Origin of the sequence: Streptomyces sp. NPDC018000 (assembly GCF_044328025.1) — a bacterium.
GTDB lineage: Bacteria > Actinomycetota > Actinomycetes > Streptomycetales > Streptomycetaceae > Streptomyces.
In genome coordinates this window covers 92,569-110,765 of record NZ_JBIRGM010000012.1, presented here as the reverse complement: position 1 = coordinate 110,765, position 18,197 = coordinate 92,569, and the positions used below count along the sequence as shown (strand labels likewise).

The following is an 18,197-nucleotide window of genomic DNA, read 5'->3' as shown; positions in this document are numbered from 1 at the left end:
GATGAAATGTGTGATCCGCAGAGAGAAGACCAGATTTACGACGACCGCACTGTGCATCCTGGCCGTCGCCGCCGCCTACTACATGGCCGGGGGGCTCGGTCTGATCGGCGGGGTGTACATCAACGGCGCGGTCGCCACACCGCTCTGGCCGCCGACGGGCATCGCGCTGAGCGCCCTGATCTACCTGGGCCTGCGCGCCTGGCCCGGTATCGCGCTGGGCTCGCTGCTCGTCGTCGCCACACTCAGCGGCTCGGTCTCGCTCATCACCGTCGCAGTCGTGGCAGGCAACACGCTGGCCCCCGTCTGCTCGTACCTCATACTCCGCAGGGCCGGATTCCGCGGGGAACTGGACCGGCTGCGCGACGGAGTCATGCTGGTCTTCCTCGGCGCGCCGGCGGGCATGGTCATCAGCGCGACCGTGGGCACGGGCATGCTGGTACTGGACGACGACCTGCCCCTGAACGGATTCTGGCCGGTCTGGACGGCGTGGTGGTCGGGGGACGCGATGGGCGTGCTCGTGGTCACCCCACTGCTCCTCGTGTTGCGCAGGCTGCGGATGCCGCAGATCTCCGACCGGTGGATCGAGGCGAGCGCGCTGCTGGTGGTCTCCGTAGTGGTGTCACTGCTGGCCACCAGGAGCTCGCTGGCGGTGATCTGCCTGGTGTTTCCGCTGCTCGTCTGGGCGGCTCTGCGTTTCCAGCTGGCGGGGAGCGCGCCGTGTGCCTTTCTGGTGTCGGTGCTGGCGGTCATCGCGGGAACACAAGGCGTGGGACCGTTCGAGGGCCACAGCATCCCTCATGTGATGGTCAACCTCGCCGTACTCAACGGTTCCGTGGCCCTGACCGCGCTTCTGCTCGCGGCCGTCGTCACCGAACAGAGCAACATCCGCCGGAAAATCGAGCAGGCCTGCGAAGAGCTGGCCGATGTGGTGGAGCATCTGGCGCCGGGAAGAGCGGCGGCCGCCCGGCCGCGCCGGTCCGAGGACAACCTCGACGGCCCCTGACCTGCGGGCGCCAGGTCCGGCGTCAGCGCGGCAGCCTCGCCCCGAACGTGATGTTTCCGGCCCAGTTCTTCTCCTCCGCGGAAGTCACCGTACGTCCCCACTTTCACTCGAGGCCGGGTGTCGTGATCCCGGCGGTGCGTCCTCCCGGGCAAACTGTTGGTGGGATCATGTAATCGGCGCCGCAGATGTCCGCACACCATCCGATTCCGGCATCTTCCAAATGCGAACAGGTATACACAGAACAAGAGATCCAGTACGGAACGGGATGAGTTCCAAGCCAGTGTGCATGTCTGAACTTCACTGGAACTCCAGCGAAATGGCACGTGTGTGGATATCGTGCACCGAGCGAGGGCGCATCCGTCAGTCCATGGGATCGGCGGATGCGCCCCGTTTATGGCGATGCAACTGTGACTGGGGGGTTCATGGGGCATGTCGAGCTACCCGATTCGGACAGATCAGGACCTGTGGGGCTGGCGAAGGTTCCTCGTCCACGAACTGCTTCAACTCGGCCTCGCAACAAGGAACTCGACGATCTGTGGAGGGCGCCGACCGTACGGCGCGAACGTTCAGGACCGGCCGGAACGAAGAGAAGGACGGGCCGGTTTCTGTGGTTCGTCATCGGAGCCGAACTTCTCGGCCTGGGGGTCCCGGCATGGCTCGTCCTGCAAGCCGGCGGCCAGTCGCGGGCCGCGGTCGCCTCGGCAGTGACCGCGCTTGTGTGGTCCGGTGTGCGGGCCGCGCGCGGCCGGTACGCGGACCGGACTCCGGGCGATCCGCCGGGGGTACTGAGCACGACCGGCGACTGGCTGCTGCTCATCGGCGTACTCGCCGTGCTGGGGACCATGACCGGCGAGTACGCCGATCCTGCGACGGCGGTCGTGGCGCTGCTGCCCGGCCTGCTCGTAGGCATTGCGACATGGGGGGTGCGGCGGTTGCCCTGGCCGGGGCGGCAGCAGCGGGCGGTCCGGCGGGTACTGGTGGTCGGCGATGCTCCGGGGGTGGAACGCACGGTGCAGTTGCTCGGTTCCCGTGCGGACCATCCGTACTCGGTCGTGGCCGCCGTACCGGTGGGGACCACGCCGCTGGAGTGCGAGGTCCAGGTGCCGGGCCGGCTCGCACCGGCACCGGCCGACGACGATGCGTCGACCGTGCTGGGCGGAGCCTTCGCCCATGACGCGGATCTGGCTCTGGTGGTGCCCGGGCCGCAGCTCTGCGAGGAGCGGCTGCGCCGGCTCTCCTGGGGGCTGCACGACGGCGGACTTCCGCTGTCCGTGCTGTCGGGTCTCTCGGGTATCGCCGCCGGCCGAGTACGGCCGTCCGCAGCGGCCGGGCTGACCCTGCTGCACATCGCGCCGCCGCTGCGCCGGGGACCGCAGATGGCCCTGAAGGCCGCGGTGGACCGTACCGGCGCCGCACTGGGCCTGCTGGTTCTGGCACCGCTGCTGCTCCTGATCGGGGCGGCGGTGCGGCTGGGTTCGAACGGGCCGGTCTTCCACCGTCAGATCCGCCACGGGCAGCACAACCGGCCGTTCACCATGTGGAAGTTCCGGACGATGGTGGTGGACGCCGAGAGCCGCAAGGCGCAACTGCTCACGGCGAACGAGAACGACGGCCCGACGTTCAAGATGCGCCGCGACCCCCGGGTGACCGGGATCGGCCGTCTGCTGCGCCGGACGTCTCTCGACGAACTGCCGCAACTGCTCAATGTGCTCCGGGGCGACATGTCGCTGGTCGGTCCACGGCCTCCGCTGCCGGACGAGGTCTCCCGCTACGACGAGCGCGAACTCCGGAGACTCGCGGTCAGGCCGGGGCTGACCGGCCTGTGGCAGGTCAGCGGGCGCTCGGACCTGTCCTGGCAGGAGACCGTCTCGCTCGACCTGTGGTATGTCGACAACTGGTCGGTGGCCACGGACATGGGACTCATGGCCCGTACGCTGCGCGCCGTCACCGACGGCCGCGGGGCGTACTGAGTGCGGCGGCCGTCGATGCGAAGAGTGCGAAACCACCGGCCGTGCGGGGCCGGAGGGACGGGCGGCCGTCGCGTTGCGGCGGCCGGCCCGTGCCGGTCGGCCCGTCGGGTCCGCTCAGACCTGTGCGGTCTGCCGCTTCAGCCACCATGCGTAGGTACGCGCGATCCCGTCGGGCAGCGGAATCTGCGGCGCGAAGCCGAGGGAGGTGAGCCGGGTGACGTCGAGCAGCTTGCGCGGGGTGCCGTCGGGCTTCGACGTGTCCCATACGACCGAACCCTGATATCCGGTCACATCCTGAACGATGGCGGCGAGTTCACGGATGGTCAGATCCTCTCCGCAGCCGACGTTGACGGGCTCGTCACCGTCGTAGCGCTCCAGCAGCAGGAGGCACGCGGCTGCCAGATCGTCGACATGCAGAAATTCGCGGCGTGGGCTGCCGGAGCCCCAGAGCGTGACCGCGGGCGAGCCGTCCCGTCGCGCCTCGTGGAAGCGGCGGAGGAGCGCGGGCAGTACGTGCGAGGTCTCCAGGTCGAAATTGTCGCCCGGGCCGTAGAGGTTGGTGGGCATGGCGCTGATGTACGAGGCGCCGTACTGCCGGCGGTAGGACTGGATCTGCACGATTCCGGCGATCTTGGCCAGTGCGTATGCCTCGTTGGTCGGCTCCAACGGGCCGGTGAGCAGGGCGCTTTCGGTGATCGGCTGTGGGGCGCGCTTGGGGTAGATGCAGGACGAGCCGAGGAAGAGCAGCCGCTCGACCCCGGCGGCATGTGCTCCGGCGACGACGCTCAGCTGGATGCGCAGATTGTCCTCGAGGAACTGCACCGGATACGTGTTGTTGGCCATGATCCCGCCGACCTTGGCGGCGGCCAGCACCACGGCGTCCGGACGGACCTCGCGGAGAAATGCCTCGGTGCGCGCGGCGTCGCGCAGATCGAGGCGGTCGCGATCGCGGGCGATCACCTCGTGTCCGGCGGCGGTGAGGCGGCGTACCACCGCCGAGCCGACCAGACCGCGGTGACCCGCGACGAATATGCGGGCGCCGGGCCGTAGGAGGGGGCGGACGGATTCCTTGGGAGGGCCGGGGGGATCAGTCGTCATGGCTCGGATTGTGCCAGCAGCCGCAGCCCACGGTGATGTTTTGCCGCAAATTACTCAATTTCGATATTTCGGCGAGAACCAACAGCCTTTCAGGCGAACACAGAGGGGAAGTCGTGGCGAAGACCGCGCTCATCACCGGCGTGACCGGGCAAGACGGTTCGTACCTGTCCGAGCTGCTGCTCGAGAAGGGATACACAGTCCATGGACTGATACGCCGCTCGTCGAGCTTCAACACCGAGCGGATCGACCACATCTACCAAGGACCGGAGGAAGAGAACCGTTCGTTCGTCCTGCATCACGCCGACCTCGCCGACGGGGTCGCGCTGGTGAACCTGCTGCGCGACATCCGGCCGGACGAGGTCTACAACCTGGGTGCGCAGTCGCATGTCCGCGTCTCGTTCGACGCTCCGCTGTACACGGGTGACATCACCGGTCTCGGCACCATCCGGCTGCTGGAGGCCGTCCGCGCGAGCGGTATCGACACCCGTATCTATCAGGCGTCGTCGTCGGAGATGTTCGGCGCCACCCCGCCGCCGCAGAACGAGAAGACCCCGTTCCATCCGCGGAGCCCGTACAGCGTCGCCAAGGTCTATTCGTACTGGGCTACCGTCAACTACCGTGAGGCGTACGGGATGTTCGCGGTCAACGGAATTCTCTTCAACCACGAGTCGCCGCGCCGCGGCGAGACGTTCGTGACCCGGAAGATCACTCGCGGGGTGGCCAGGATCAAGGCTGGGCTGCAAACCCACCTCCACCTGGGCAATCTCGATGCAGTGCGCGACTGGGGCTACGCCCCCGAGTACGTCGAGGCGATGTGGCGGATGCTGCAGTGCGACAACCCGGACGACTATGTGGTGGCCACCGGCGAGGGCGTCAGTGTCCGGCAGTTCCTGGAGTACGCCTTCGCACACGCCGGCCTGGACTGGCGGGAGCACGTCCGCTACGACGCCAAGTACGAGCGCCCCAGCGAGGTCGACGCGCTGATCGGTGATGCCGCCAAGGCCGAGGAACTGCTCGGCTGGAAACCGGCCGTGAAATCGCAGGAGCTTGCCAGAATCATGGTCGAGGCGGACATCCGTCAGCTGTCCGACCAACTCACCGGAGCGGCCGTGCGGGTGGACCGATGAGCGATCCTGGCACATCCAACAGCCGCACCGCCCTGCCGGTCACCGGTGTGCGAACCAGTTCGGCAATCACCCACAACACCCGGCCGTCGCACCCCACGACCGTGCCGGGGACCGAAACGGGCACAACCTCGGCCTCCACCGGCTGCCCGGTGGACCCGAGCGTGTCCGCACCGGGCCGGGCCCATGGCCCGGACCACCCACTCGCCCTTGTCGGCAGCGGGACGTACCGTTTCCGCCGCCGTTCGGACGAGGCAGGAATCGCGGCCCTCCAGCCGCAGCTCGTTCTCACCTTCGGAGCTGAATGATGAACGGAAGTACGGGGCGCAGACCCATCGGACGCGGCAGGGCACGTGCCGCGGCCGCCGCGCTCTGCCTGCTCGCCGGAGCCCTGACCGCCGCCGCGTCCGGAGGCTCTCCGGTCGCGGCCCTCACATCGCCGGTCTCCCTGACCGCGGACGACCTCACCACCTGGCAGACCAACGGCATCGTCTGGTCGATGGCCGCGTCGGACGCCGGTGTCGTGTACACCGGCGGGACCTTCTCCACCGTCCGGCCGCCGGACGCGGCCGCCGGGACCTCGGAACAGCCCGCGGTGAACTTCGCCGCGTTCGACGCGGCGACCGGTGAACCGACCGGCTGCAGCCTGTCGTTCACGCAGTCGTCGGGGACGGCGACCGTACGGGCCCTCGCGCTCTCCCCCGACCAGAAGACCCTGTACGTCGGCGGGCAGTTCGGGGCCGTGAGCGGGGTCGGGGTGAGCAATATCGCCGCGATCGACACCGCGACCTGCACCCCGCGCCAGGACTTCAAGGTTTCCGTCTCGGCGACGGTACGGGCGCTGGCCGTCACGGCCGACACCGTCTATCTGGGCGGTGACTTCAACACGGTGGCGGGGCAGACCCGGAACAAGTTCGCCGCGGTCACCACGGGCGCCGCCCTCAAGCCGTGGACGGCCAACACCGACGAGGTGGGCAGGGCCGTGGAGCTGACGCCCGACCGGAAGCACGTACTGATCGGGGGAGACTTCTTCACCGTCAACGGCACCAACTCGCACGCGCTGGCCGTGGTGGACGCCACCACCGGGGCCGTCGCCAAGAGCTACCCGGCCGGCTTCATTCCGAACGCCTCCACGGTGAAGGACCTGACCACGGACGCCACCGGCTTCTACACCGCCAACGAGGGGACCGGCGGGGGCGTCTTCGACGGCCGGATCGCACTGAACCTCAGCAACTTCGAGCAGCGCTGGCGGGACACCTGCCTGGGCGCCACCCAGGCCGTGCTCGTGCACAACGGCGTTCTGTACAGCGGGAGTCACGCACACGACTGTGCCAGCATGGGTGAGTTCCCCGACCAGCCGCGCAAGCACCTGCTGGCCCAGTCCGTCGACGACCCGAAGCTGCTCCCCTGGTTCCCGGACACCAACGACGGCATCGGGGAGCCGGTCGGACCGCGGGTCATGGCGCAGACCGACAAGGGCGGCCATCACTATCTGTGGGTGGGCGGTGAGTTCACCACCGTCAACGGCTCCGCGCAGCAGGGCCTCACCCGGTTCGCCGACGGCCCCGACACCGGGGCTCCGTGGGTGCCCAACGTCAGCCTGTCCACCGTTGCCGCGGGCAAGGTGGAGGTCAACTGGCAGACGAGCTTCGACGCCGACGACGGGGAACTCACCTACCGGATCTACAAGGACGGTGCGAGTACCCCGGTGTACACCACGACGGGGTACTCCCTCTTCTGGGACCGGCCGCAGCTGAGGTGGACCGATACGAACGTGGCCGCAGGTGAGACCCACTCGTACCGGATCAGTGCGAGCGACGGCACCAACACCAGTGCCAAGTCGCCCGCCCTGTCCGCCACCGTGGCGTCAACGGCCGAGAAGTACCCCGCCAGGGTGCTGGCAGACGGTGCTTCGCTGTACTGGCGGTACGACGAAGGCACCTCAAGCTTCGCTGGAGACACCGGCAGCGAACTGGACAACGGATTCCTGCGAAACTCCCCAGCCTACCGCCGGACTCCGGCCGCTGTGGCGGGTGACTCGACCGCGATCGGCTTCAACGGATCGAACCAGTACGCGTACAGCAACAGGCGTCATGCGCAGCCCACCAGGTTCTCGGTGGAGACCTGGATCAAGACGACGACCACCACGGGAGGGAAGATCATCGGCTTCGGCAATGTGACCATGCAGAACAGCACCCAGTACGACAAGCATGTGTACATGCGCGATGACGGGAAACTGGTCTTCGGGGTCTACAGCGGCGGTACCCGGACCATCAGCACACCCGCCGCCTACAACGACGGGGCCTGGCACCATGTCGTCGCCACGCAGGGCACCGGCGGCATGGCGCTATACGTCGACGGGCAGCTCCGCGCCTCGAGCATTCTGTACACCGGCAACGAGAGTTACAGCGGCTACTGGCGAGTGGGCGGCGACAATCTGAAGAACTGGCCGAGCCAGCCGACGAGCAACTTCTTCGCGGGGCAGATCGACGAGACCGCCGTCTACCCGACCGCGCTGAGCAGTTCGCAGGTCAGTGCCCACTACGCTCTGAGGACAGGTGGATGAGGTATCTGTTCCCGGCCGGCGCCGCCGTCGTCGTACTGACGGCGGCGCTGGCCGCCTGCGGCTCGTCCTCCGACGGGCACAAGGCGGCGAGCGGCGACCTGCCATCCGCCACCCAGGCCCCTGTCATGGCCCCCTCGGCAGAACCCGGCGCCACCGCGTCCACCGGCCCTTCGGCTCCGCGGACGAGCGAACCACCGAAAATGCCCATCGATGAGCTCACCCCGGCCACCGGCTCCTTCAACAAGAAGCAGAAGGAGTATCTGGTCGACCGTGTGCCCAGGGGCATGGACCCGGCGGCCGTGCTCCAGACCGGTCAGGAGACCTGCGACAAGCTGACGTACCTCGTCAAGGTCGACCGGGACACAGCGGTCGGCGCGATCGTGACGGGCGAGATCACCGATGCGGAACCCGCGGTCGAGCACCTCTGCACCCAGCACAGCGAGCTGGTGCAGGAGGCCTCGCGGGGGTACGCGGACGACACGTACCAGGACGACCAGATCCGGCCGGGCCCCTACCACAATGTCACTCCCACCAAGAACTGCACCTGGCGAATCACCGGGGCGAACGGCAAGAACCTGGCGTCGGGCTTCTCCGCCTCCGGGAAGCGGGCCGAGATCACCGTCCCGAAGGCGGCCCGCGCCTTCACCTCCACAGGCTGCTACGCCTGGCTGCCCGAAGGAGACCATGGATGAGCAAGCTGCCGATAGCCGTGGTGATCCCGACGAAGAACGAGGGGCTGAACATCGCCGAGGCGGTGAAATCGGTGCTCGGCCACTTCGAGGCGGTCGTCGTCGTCGACTCGCACAGTACGGACGACACGGCGAAGATCGCCGAGGAGTGCGGGGCCGAGGTGATCACATACACCTGGGACGGTGGTCATCCGCGGAAGAAGCAGTGGTGCCTGGACCACGTCCGCACGGACCTGGACTGGATTCTGCTGCTCGACGGGGACGAGCGGCTCAGCCCCGGTCTGCTGGCCGAACTGCGGCAGATCTTCGCCGATCCCGGCGCGCCGAAGCCCGCGGCGTACGACATACCGCTGGGTTACTGGTTCTCCGGCAAGCGGCTGCGGCACGGCTACACCATCCGCAAGCGGTCACTCACCGACCGCACCCGCTGCCGGTACCCGGAGGTCGGGGATCTCGAAGCGCCGGGCATCGGTGAGGTCGAGGGCCACTACCAGCCGGTGGCCGAGTCGGCCGGCTCGCTCCGCAATCCGATCGAGCACCAGGACCTCGACCCGGTCACCGCCTGGTTCGAGCGGCACAACCGGTATTCGGACTGGGAGGCGTGGCTGGAACACCACCCCGAGGTCAAGGAGCAGGTGCGGAGGGTGAAGTCACGCCAGGGGCAGCTGTTCCACAAGGCGCCCTTCAAGCCCCTGGTTTCGTTCGCGTACATGTATGTGTACCGGCGGGGATTCCTCGACGGGCGGGCGGGCTTCGACTTCGCTCTGGCGATGAGTTTCTACCGCTGGCAGATCGATCTCAAGTCCCGTGAGGGAAGGACCGTTTGAATCAGACCGACCGGCAAATGGGGGTGGGAGAAGGAGCGGGGCTGGGTGCGTGCCATAGGAGCCGGAGCCGTCGCGGCAGACGTATTCGGCCCCGGAATACTCGCGCAGCCACGCGGCCAGGGTCTGGGCGGTGCGGTCGGGCAGGACGTCGATCCGCTCGCCGGTCTCGGCGTCGATGATCACAGTGGCGTAGCGGTGCCGACGCTTGAGGGCGAAGTCATCGATGCCGAGCACGCGCGGGACGCGCAGCGGCGGTACCGCCCTGCGCACGGGCATGCGCAGGGCGGTCGAGCGGGAGATCCCGCAAGCCAGCACGCGGGAGATGCGGGCGCCCGCTCGGCCCGCTAACTCCTTGACTGCGTAGCTGAGTTGGCTGGTCAGGCGGTTGGTGCGACGCTGGTAGCGCTCCACGACGCCGGAAATCAGCTCGCGGAACGTTTGCCGCGGCAGTCGAACTCCGGGCACACCATGCGCCGGACCCGCACCGACGCCACGACCCGCCCTCCGTCCACCGGCACGTCCGCGACCACCCGCCCGTGGAAGCCGTGCACCCACCCCGTCGACTGCCCGCACACGGGGCACGGCACCGGATCGTCCCGGGTCCGAGCCGACACCCGGATGGCCTCGCCCTCGTCCGTCACGCCTTCGACGACGAGGGTCGACAGTCCCGAAAACACCATATCCACAAGCTCATTGGCATCGAGCACACCGCGCCAACGACGTGCGACACCCTTCGTTACCACCGATTACGGGACAGAGCCGCTCGTGTTTGACAGACCCGGTCAGCGCTGGCCATCCGCGATCAGCTGTTGGATCAAACGACGCAGTTTGGTACTGGAAACATGCATCGTGTACGGCAGGTAGACGACTTCGACACCGACCGCGGCGAAGTCACGTTCCCACTGGGCACCTCGAGCAGTGCCTTTCCAGTCCTCGCCCTTGAACAGGCGATGAAAGCCCACCTGGTGCCAAGCCTCCATTTTTTCCAGTGTGTTGTCGATGATTGCCTCATCGACGTATGACATCGAGCGCACTATCTCCAGCCGCTCGTGGAGCGGTACGACAGGGGCGTGTCCCTTGTGGCCGGCGGCCTCGTCGGTCAGTACGCCTGCGACGAGGTAGTCGCATTGGGCGCGTGCATGCTTCAGCACGTTGAGGTGGCCTATGTGGAAGAGGTCGAAGACGCCTGATGCGTAGCCGATGATGCGAGACACGTGTCCTCCTGGGCAGTGCGATCTCCCCCGGATGCACTGGTTGTCGAAATCGTAAGTCAGCATGGCGCGAGTCGAGGGGCTTTTCGGGTGATGGATGCCCTCCGACGCGCGGCGCGAGCTTTCTCCGTCGCTTCAGCGGAGGGGCAAGAGGTCCCGCTCCCGCTCCCGCTCCGCAGCGCCGGAGCAGGACCGAACGAGCGGGGTCAGTTGATGTGCGGGTAGCCCGTGGCTGCCACGCTGCATGTCGAAACGAGCTCACCGCCGACAAGGCCCGGCTCTGCAACGAGGCAGCCCGCACCCGACCCGCATCAGCCCCGTCACCAGCAACTTCACGGTGAAATGAGTTCAGTGGTCCAATTCTCTTCACGCTGCCCGTGATGTGGCGGGCTGGCGCCATCGGGCCCGCGACTCACGGTACGCCTCCGGCCCGGGAGGAGATCCTCCCGGGCCTCGCTCTTTGAGGTGTGTCCAGTCAGGGACGGATCGCTGCCGCGGTCAGCTGACGGCCCAGCCGAATGCGCCGCCCGTAGCCGGAAGGCCGTTCTGGCCCGGCTGGTAGGTGGTTGCCGTGCCGGTCGTGCCGGTGCGGCCGCCGGTGGCATTGCTCCACGGCAGGCCGTACGCCGCGCCGTATGGGGCGGTGTTGGGCACACCGACGTAGAGCCTGGTGGCTGTGGCGCCGAGGTGACTGCCGACGGCGTGGCCGGCCGACGGCGTGCCGCCAATGCCGGAGGCGTCGCCGGCCTGGACCCAGTGGTCGTTGTCCCCAGGCGCACCGAACGGGTAGAAGGTCTGGATCGCGCCTGCGTCCGTGGTGGTGCCGACATCCTTACCCGGTATGCCGACCGCGAGAACGAGGGTGTTGGCAGCGCCGGTCGCGCTGGGATCGAGATTGACCAGGACGAGGTTCTGGCCGAACCTGTCGTCGGTCGCGGCCACGCCCGCCACGTTGGCAACCTCGGCGTGGATGACGGCGGCCCGGGTGACCACTCCGGCCGAGGTGATCCTCAAGGTGTGGACGGCACCTGCCTGGGCGACGGTTTCCAGGGCCTCACCGGGTGAGCCCACTGCGATGACGGTGTCGGTCGGGGTAGTCGCGCCGGACGGACTGTAGGCGACGGCCGCCAGGGATGCGCTGAACTGGTCTCCTGCTTCGGCCGCGCTGTTCACCTCGTTCTGGTTGATTCCCTGGACCGGGGTCGGAATGTTTTCAGCGCTCAGATTATGCATGAGCACCTGGACTTGGCCTGCGTTGGCCAGGGTGCCGATTGATTCACCCGGCGCGCCGATGACAACGTGGTTCGCCGAGGCTGCGATGGAGGAGCCGAACATGTCGCCGCTCTCGGCGACACCATCCACGCCGGGCTTGTCCTGGTTAATGGAGACGTTGATGCTGCCGCGCAGGTAGTAGGCGTTGCCCGCGTCCACGGTGGTGCCCAGGTCTTCGCCGGGCACGCCGATCACCAGGTACGGCTCGCCCTGGGCCGTGTGCCCGGCGGCGACGGCGTGGCCGAAGCGGTCGCCTTCATTGGGAGCCGATGCCGCGATCGCGCCCTCGCCCGTGCCCTGAATGAGGTTGAGGGTTGCCGCGCCGGTAGACAGGCCGTTCGGGGCACCATAGACGACGTGGACTGAACCGGCGTCCGTGTTGGTGTCGATGTCCTCGGCCGGGACACCCACGACGAGGTCGGTGCAGCCGTCCTTATTGTGGTCGAAGGTGGCCAGGTTCTCGCCGTACAGGTCGCCGGACTCTGCTTCGCCCGGGATGGCGGCGAGGTCCTGGTGGAGTTCTGCGGTGCCCTTGCCGCCGCCGTAGATCACGCGTACGACACCGGCGTTGGTGTCGGCTGCTACGGTCGCCTTCGGGTCACCGACGACGGTGTCCTCCGCGCCGTCACAGTTGAAGTCCGTAACCGTGGCGCGCGGCGACAGGTCGAGCTGGATACGCGGAGTGGTGGCACCCGTGTAGCCGATGGTCTTGCCGCCACTTTTCAGAATCGTCTCAAGCTCGGTGAGAGGCTTGTCGGGGTACGTTTGCCTCAGAATCGCGAGAGCCCCAGTGACGTGGGGGGCGGCCATGGAGGTGCCGTTCTTCGAGGCGAACCCACCGCCGGGAACCGAGGAGACGATGCCGGTGCCAGGGGCGAGCAGGTCGAGCAGCGGGCCACGGTTGGTGAACGTGGACAGTTGGTCGTCGTCGGTGGTGGAGCCCACCGTGATGGCGGAGGATACGCAGCCGGGGGCGCTGACCGCGTCGGTGTAGCCGTTGTTACCAGCCGCGATGACCGTGGCGACACCCTCAGTGAGCAGGTTGTCGATGATCATTTTTCGGGGGTCGGTGGCGCAGGCGGTGGTCCAACGTCCGCCGCCCAGGCTCATGTTGGCAGCGATGATGTTGGTGCCGGCCCTCTTCAGTGCGTAGACCTTCTCCAGCCCCTTGATCTGGGAGCTGGTGAAGCTGAGCACGCACGGGCTGTTCCCGGCTCCGCAGTAGCTGTCGGTGTCGAACTTGGAGAACACCTGGATGGCGATGATGTCCGCGCCGGGGGCGACGCCGCGCGTGGGTGCGCCGCTGATGCCGGTTCCGTTGCCGGCGGTGATCCCGGCGACGTGGGTTCCGTGGGAACACGCGGCACCCATGGTGGCGCACGGGCCGGTTTCGGCGTCGGCGCTGCCGGAGCCTTCTTGCTGGGTGGTACCGTTGGGGCACAGGCTGGTGGAGCCGTAGCTTTCGTCGATGACGGAGAAGCACGCCTCAGTCTTGACGCGGCCCGTGAGGAACGGGTGCTGGGCGGCGACGCCGGTGTCGAGGATCGCGACAGTGGTGCCGGTGCCGGTCTTTCCGGCGGCGGCGGCCCGGTCGCTGCCGATCAGAGCGGTGGACTCGTTCAGCGTGGGTGCGACCGGGATGTCTTCGGTGACGCTGATGACGCCCGGCTGGGTGTTCAGTTGCTGAAGGCCCGCGTTGTCCACGCGGAGGGTGACCAGGGGCAGGGTGTCGTAGGAGACGAGGGTTTCGCCTGCTTCGGAGGCGGAGGCCAGGTCTGTGCGCTGGTCGGTGACGACGTTGACGCGGACGGTTCCGCCGGATTGGGTTTCGTCGAACAGCGGCGGGTCAACCGGGCCGTTCTCCGCTGCGGCGGCCGGGCTGGTGCCGAGCAGGGGATTGGTGTCCACCGGTATCGCGGTGAACACCATGGCCGCCGCCGTGGCGGTGACCAAGGCCCATATAGGTCTCTTCACTTCCTACTCCATCGATAAGGGCGTCTGGGCGTGTAAAGGGGGCCGGGCAGCGAGGTGTTCTCGCTGCCCGGCCCCCTCGCGCTCAACGGGACGGGACAGCTGACGGATCAGGTCGCGTTGGCGCCGTTCTTGGCGCGGCCGAACACCGCCACAGCCCAGTAGTAGGTGCTTGCCGCGGTGCGGCACGCCGTCTTGAAGAAGTAGCGGGAGCAGGTCTTGTTGTACAACATGTCCCAGAACTGGGCGTCGGACTGCCAGCCCTTGTACTTGTCCAGGTAGTAGCGGTAGCCCTTGTAGGCGTTACCGATCGTCCCGTAGCTGTAGTCGTGCGAGTCACACGCCGGGCGGAAGTCGTAGCCCAGGGGCTTGTCCGGCGCGGTGGTGCAGTGGTCGTAGTTGATACCCCGCACCCATGTGCCGTTCGGCAGCTTCTTCCACGACGGGTTCCGCCACCCGTAGTGCGCGACCTTCGTCGAACAGCCCGAGTAGCTGTAGTACATCCACCTGTACGCCGTGCTGCAATGACTCGGGTAGGCGTACGGGTCGTCGATCTCCGAGCCGGTGAAGTCCTCCGCCGCCGGGACTACGCCTTCGGGCTCGTTCTGGCTCGGCGCGCCAGTGACCTCGCCGCCCGGCTCGGGCACCGTGCCGGTGGTCTCACTCACCTGCGGCGCGACCGCCTCACCGGCGTAGGACAGCTCCCAGTTGGCGCCCTCGTCGGTGGTCGCCGTCATCACACGGTCGTTGCTGTCGTAGGCGTAGGCGTTCAGATCCGTACCGGCAGCCGGGTTGGTCACCTTCCGCAGCAGACCCGAACCATCGTAGGAGTAGCGGGCCAGCGTCTCCACCGTCGCCCCGGAGGTGACGGTGATCTCCTTGACCTGACCAGCCACGTCACCGAGCGTGCTGCTGCCAGCAGCGGTGGTGGACGACGCGTAGGCGACCTTCACCGTCTGCGCCGCGTTCTCGCCCCTCGCGGGCTCGTTGATCTGCTGCACGCGGCCTTGGGCGTCGTAGTTCACCGTGGACACCTTGAACGCCGTGCTACCCACGCCAGTCACACGCCAGGAGTTACTGTCGCCGCTCACCTGCTTCCAGGTGAACTTCGGCTTCAGATCGGCGGCCGGGATCGGCTCACCGAGCGCGTTCACCGGCACATCGTCACCCGCCGCCGCGGCGGCGATGTTGATGTTGAGCGTTTCGGTGATCGTGGTCTTCAGCTCACCGGCAAGGTCGTCCCAGACGCTGCTCTGCACCACCTTGGAGCCGTCGGCAGCGGTGTAGGTGGCGATGCTGCCGCCGTCGGGACGCTCTACCGAGTCGGTGAAGTCGTAGCGCACGGACTCGGCGGTCCCCAGATCCTTGGTGCTGATGTAGCCGGAGCCCTGAGTCAGCTCGCGGTTGAGCTGGCCGCCGAGGAACTCAGCCGTCCAACTCGGCCCGAACACGCCGAGGTCGGAGCGGTTGCTGGGCGCGTCCAGCGCCTGTGACACACCTGCGGCCTGCCCTGTGACGGCGTGGCTGCGGGTCATCAGACTGATCGGAACATCATTCTCGATGATCTGGTATCGGTCGAATTCCGACTGGTACATGCCCGGACCGATGGTGCTGATCTCGCCGGTGGCCACCGGCTGATCTGGCACCTCGGTGGCCGAGGCTTGCTGCGGGAGCAGCAGGGCCATGGATAAGGCGGCAACGACAGGGAACGCGGTTCTTCGCACTATGTTCTCTCTCGGTCAAGTCGACCCGTGGTGATCGACGATCAAGGACCCTAAGCGCCTCGTAACGCTTTGCACAAGACATGTGAATCGGAGTCAATGGCTCAAACTTTTCCGGTAGTTGGCAGCCAATCGTGAAGGTGAGTACGCGTACTCACGTGCGCCGTCTCGATCACCGGGCATGATGCGCCCATGCGATCCATACGCGTTCCTGCCGCGCTGCTCGCGGCCAGTCTCGTCTCCCTCGCCGTGGTCGGGTGTGGCAGTCAGAAGCCCGGCGCCGACGCGGCGCCCCCGGGAAGCAGCGTGCGCGCAGGAAGCAGCCCGACTACGGCGGACAACAGTGCGGCCATGAAGCGGTTCTCGAAGCTCGTGCGCACCATCAACGCGGAGTGCAGGCAGGACCAGCCGGCCGACGCGAACGGCAAGAAGCCCCCCCGGCCGGAGGATGTTCCCGGGCACGAGGAGCAGCCGGTGGACGGGTACGGGCCGGACAACCCGCCGCCGACGATCGACGGCATAGGCCCGGACCCGAACTCCTCCGAAGGCCCTCCGGAGTACTACACCTCCGAGCTCAAGCCCAGGGACTTCGAAGCGATCCCGCTGGACGCGGAGGATCAGTGCATCGCCGGCAAGCACGCGGACCGTATCCGCGAGGGGTTCGGCGGCAAGGGCGCCATCAGCGCCAAGGATCTACGCAGCAAGCTGATGGAGCTGGACTACCCGGTGTCGCGTATTCATGCCATGCCCGCCCAGGGCGGCTCGCCGCGTGTCCGCCTGGACCTGCGGATCGATTCCCAGGCCGCACTGGAGATCGTCGGCACCTCCAGCACCCTGATCACCGAGCCGTTCGGGGCGGTGGCGGCCGCGAACCTGAAGATCACAGATGTCAAGCGCAAGCCAGGTATTGACGCCCCGTCATCCTGACCAGGCGGCCCATTCGTGTGTGCTCCGGCGGCCTCGTCGTAGAGGTGCTCGACGACGTATTCGCGCACGTCATCGCGGACGGCGTCGGCGTCCCAGGAGACCTCGAACGCCTCCCGCCATCGGGAGGGATCTATGCTGTGGCCTGCGGCCACCGTCTCGTCGTTAGTCCACACAACTCACGATGATCATCGGTGGCCGCACCCCTTCGGTGTCCCCTGTCAGTCCCGGACGAGACAGAACGGGTGCCCTGCCGGATCCGCAAAGATGCGCCAAGCGCCAACTCCGCTTTCCACCAACCTCATCGAGCAGTGTGGCGCCCCGATCAAGGACGTCTTCCTGGGCTCGTTCCAAGTCCTTGACCCCCAGGTCAAGGTGGAACTGCTGGGGGTGAGCGGAGTCCGGCCACAGCGGCGGCCGATGGTCTTCCACGCGCTGGAAGGCCAGCACGAACCCACCGCCGGTGTGAAGCGTCACCCAGCCCTCGCCGAGCGGCCACCGCGGATCCGGCTGGTTCACCACGCCGCCGAGAAGCGACTGGTAAAACCGGGAGCAGCGTCTCACGACGCCTGATCACGATCTGCAGCTGGAGTATTAGTGACCCTTCCTGCGGACCACGTCCTCGTAGGTCCGCCGGAGGGTCCGGGTCACGACCTCGATGGTGAAGTGCTCATTGACCAGGTCCCAAGCGGCCTTCCCCGACCGGTCGTTTGCCTCGGGTTCGAGAAGTTCCAGAATCGCCCCGGCGACCTTGAGCGCGTTCCTGCCGTCCTCGCCGACACGGCTGTCGATCACCCGGCCCGCCCCGGCCCGCGCGACATCGGGGCCGAGGCCACAGGTGCGTGTGATGACCACGGGGGTGCCGACCGACATCGCTTCGAGGACGGATACGCCCAGGGGTTCCTCGATGGACGGCAGTACGTACACATCGGCCTGCCGCCCCGCTTCCAGAACCTCTTCGTGGCCGAGCGGTCCCACGTGGTCGAGGCAGTCCATCACCCCCAGTCTGCGGGCGAGTTCGAGAGTTGCGGGCAGCGCTCCGGTGTCGGGACCGGCCAGCACGAACCGAGCGTCCGGATGCTCGGCCAGGACCGCGGGCATCGCGGCGACGAAGTCCTGCGGGCGCTTGCGCTCCTGGATCCGGGCCAGGAAGAGGACTGTCGGCGGCCGCCCCGGCTCGCGGGCGGGCTTGCGTTCCTGCGGACGTACGCCGTTGACCAGCCGTACCGTGCGGGTCAACGGCACCGATGCGGCAACGGCGTTCACATCGAGGCGTTCCGTCTCGGTCAGGTGCAGCACGGCGTCGGCGCCGCGCAGCACCTTGCGTACCCCCAGCAGATCGGTCAGCTGGGCGACCCGCTTCTCGGTCGGGTCCACCATGCCGTGGGTCTGGACGACCAGGGGTGTGCGGGTGGCCAGCGCGAGCAGCGCGGCGGGCAGCGTCACCAGGTCGCGCATCAGATGGACATGGACGAGATCGGCGCCGCGCATCATGCGACGGGCGGCGAGCAGGAGCGCACCGGAGGTGATTCCGCTGACCTCGAACATGGGGAGCAGATGGCGGGCTTGGAAGAGATGGACCGGTACCCCCTCGACCTCGCGCGGCAGTCGGCCTTCGAAGCCGTCGCCCAGTGCCATGATCCGGGCGTCGTCGCCCCCGGCCCGCTGGACCTTCGACAGGTTGAGCGCCACCCTGGTCGGGCCGCCGAACGCATGGTCCGGAGTGTGCAGAGTGACGACGTGCAGGATCCTCACCAGGGCCCCCTCAACCTCGGTCGGTCTTACAGACTAGTCATCCAAACCCCTCAAGTGGGTTGATTC

Annotated in this window: 13 protein-coding genes and 2 pseudogenes; 8 read left to right on the top strand and 7 right to left on the bottom strand. The window is 67.5% G+C overall.

Features of this window, described 5'->3' with window-relative positions; all coding sequences use genetic code 11:
- Window positions 1-10 precede the first annotated feature (10 nt).
- A complete protein-coding gene (locus ACH4EW_RS23135) occupies window positions 11-1,003 on the top strand; it encodes an MASE1 domain-containing protein (protein WP_398259759.1) in 993 nt (330 codons plus the stop codon).
- A 422-nt stretch (window positions 1,004-1,425) separates the two neighbouring features.
- Entirely contained in the window at window positions 1,426-2,973 is a 1,548-nt protein-coding gene (locus tag ACH4EW_RS23130; RefSeq protein WP_398259757.1) for a sugar transferase, read from the top strand.
- Between the two features lie 114 nt (window positions 2,974-3,087).
- Here the strand turns inward: ACH4EW_RS23130 and ACH4EW_RS23125 are convergent, their stop codons facing one another.
- Window positions 3,088-4,071, bottom strand: a complete 984-nt coding sequence (locus ACH4EW_RS23125; protein ID WP_398259755.1) for a GDP-L-fucose synthase family protein — start codon at window positions 4,069-4,071, stop codon at window positions 3,088-3,090.
- Between the two features lie 113 nt (window positions 4,072-4,184).
- Here ACH4EW_RS23125 and gmd point away from each other — a divergent pair, with 113 nt between their 5' ends.
- Genes gmd through ACH4EW_RS23100 form a run of 5 tightly spaced genes read left to right on the top strand, consistent with a single transcriptional unit; the run spans window position 4,185 to window position 9,277 of the window.
- On the top strand, window positions 4,185-5,198 hold the full coding sequence (gene gmd / locus ACH4EW_RS23120; RefSeq protein ID WP_398259753.1) for a GDP-mannose 4,6-dehydratase: 1,014 nt from the start codon (window positions 4,185-4,187) through the stop codon (window positions 5,196-5,198).
- Entirely contained in the window at window positions 5,195-5,503 is a 309-nt protein-coding gene (locus ACH4EW_RS23115) for a hypothetical protein (protein ID WP_398259751.1), read from the top strand. The genes gmd and ACH4EW_RS23115 overlap by 4 nt, the downstream gene beginning before the upstream one ends.
- Window positions 5,500-7,761, top strand: a complete 2,262-nt coding sequence (locus tag ACH4EW_RS23110; RefSeq protein ID WP_398259749.1) for a LamG-like jellyroll fold domain-containing protein — start codon at window positions 5,500-5,502, stop codon at window positions 7,759-7,761. The genes ACH4EW_RS23115 and ACH4EW_RS23110 overlap by 4 nt, the downstream gene beginning before the upstream one ends.
- On the top strand, window positions 7,758-8,453 hold the full coding sequence (locus ACH4EW_RS23105) for a hypothetical protein (RefSeq protein WP_398259747.1): 696 nt from the start codon (window positions 7,758-7,760) through the stop codon (window positions 8,451-8,453). The genes ACH4EW_RS23110 and ACH4EW_RS23105 overlap by 4 nt, the downstream gene beginning before the upstream one ends.
- Window positions 8,450-9,277: a glycosyltransferase family 2 protein gene (locus ACH4EW_RS23100; RefSeq protein WP_398259745.1), complete on the top strand. Its 828-nt coding sequence runs from the start codon at window positions 8,450-8,452 to the stop codon at window positions 9,275-9,277. The genes ACH4EW_RS23105 and ACH4EW_RS23100 overlap by 4 nt, the downstream gene beginning before the upstream one ends.
- Window positions 9,278-9,331: 54 nt before the next feature.
- On the opposite strand, the pseudogene ACH4EW_RS23095 reads toward ACH4EW_RS23100, so the two are convergent.
- From ACH4EW_RS23095 to ACH4EW_RS23080, 4 genes and pseudogenes are all read right to left on the bottom strand, one after another.
- Window positions 9,332-9,954, bottom strand: a pseudogene (locus tag ACH4EW_RS23095) (transposase); the annotation flags it as partial.
- A 105-nt stretch (window positions 9,955-10,059) separates the two neighbouring features.
- Window positions 10,060-10,491, bottom strand: a complete 432-nt coding sequence (locus tag ACH4EW_RS23090) for an adenylyltransferase/cytidyltransferase family protein (protein ID WP_398259743.1) — start codon at window positions 10,489-10,491, stop codon at window positions 10,060-10,062.
- A gap of 495 nt (window positions 10,492-10,986) precedes the next feature.
- Entirely contained in the window at window positions 10,987-13,734 is a 2,748-nt protein-coding gene (locus tag ACH4EW_RS23085; RefSeq protein WP_398259741.1) for a S8 family peptidase, read from the bottom strand.
- A gap of 107 nt (window positions 13,735-13,841) precedes the next feature.
- Complete coding sequence (locus ACH4EW_RS23080) at window positions 13,842-15,416, bottom strand: phospholipase A2 (RefSeq protein WP_398259739.1); 1,575 nt, start codon at window positions 15,414-15,416, stop codon at window positions 13,842-13,844.
- A gap of 228 nt (window positions 15,417-15,644) precedes the next feature.
- On the opposite strand from ACH4EW_RS23080, the gene ACH4EW_RS23075 reads away from it, so the two are divergent.
- On the top strand, window positions 15,645-16,379 hold the full coding sequence (locus ACH4EW_RS23075) for a hypothetical protein (RefSeq protein WP_398259737.1): 735 nt from the start codon (window positions 15,645-15,647) through the stop codon (window positions 16,377-16,379).
- 218 nt (window positions 16,380-16,597) lie between these two features.
- On the opposite strand, the pseudogene ACH4EW_RS23070 reads toward ACH4EW_RS23075, so the two are convergent.
- Together ACH4EW_RS23070 and ACH4EW_RS23065 are read right to left on the bottom strand one after the other, a co-directional pair.
- A pseudogene (locus ACH4EW_RS23070) lies at window positions 16,598-16,940 on the bottom strand (VOC family protein).
- Between the two features lie 30 nt (window positions 16,941-16,970).
- Window positions 16,971-18,131 carry a glycosyltransferase gene (locus ACH4EW_RS23065; protein ID WP_398259735.1) on the bottom strand — a complete coding sequence of 387 codons (1,161 nt, stop codon included), beginning with the start codon at window positions 18,129-18,131 and terminating at the stop codon, window positions 16,971-16,973.
- Between the last annotated feature and the right edge of the window lie 66 nt (window positions 18,132-18,197).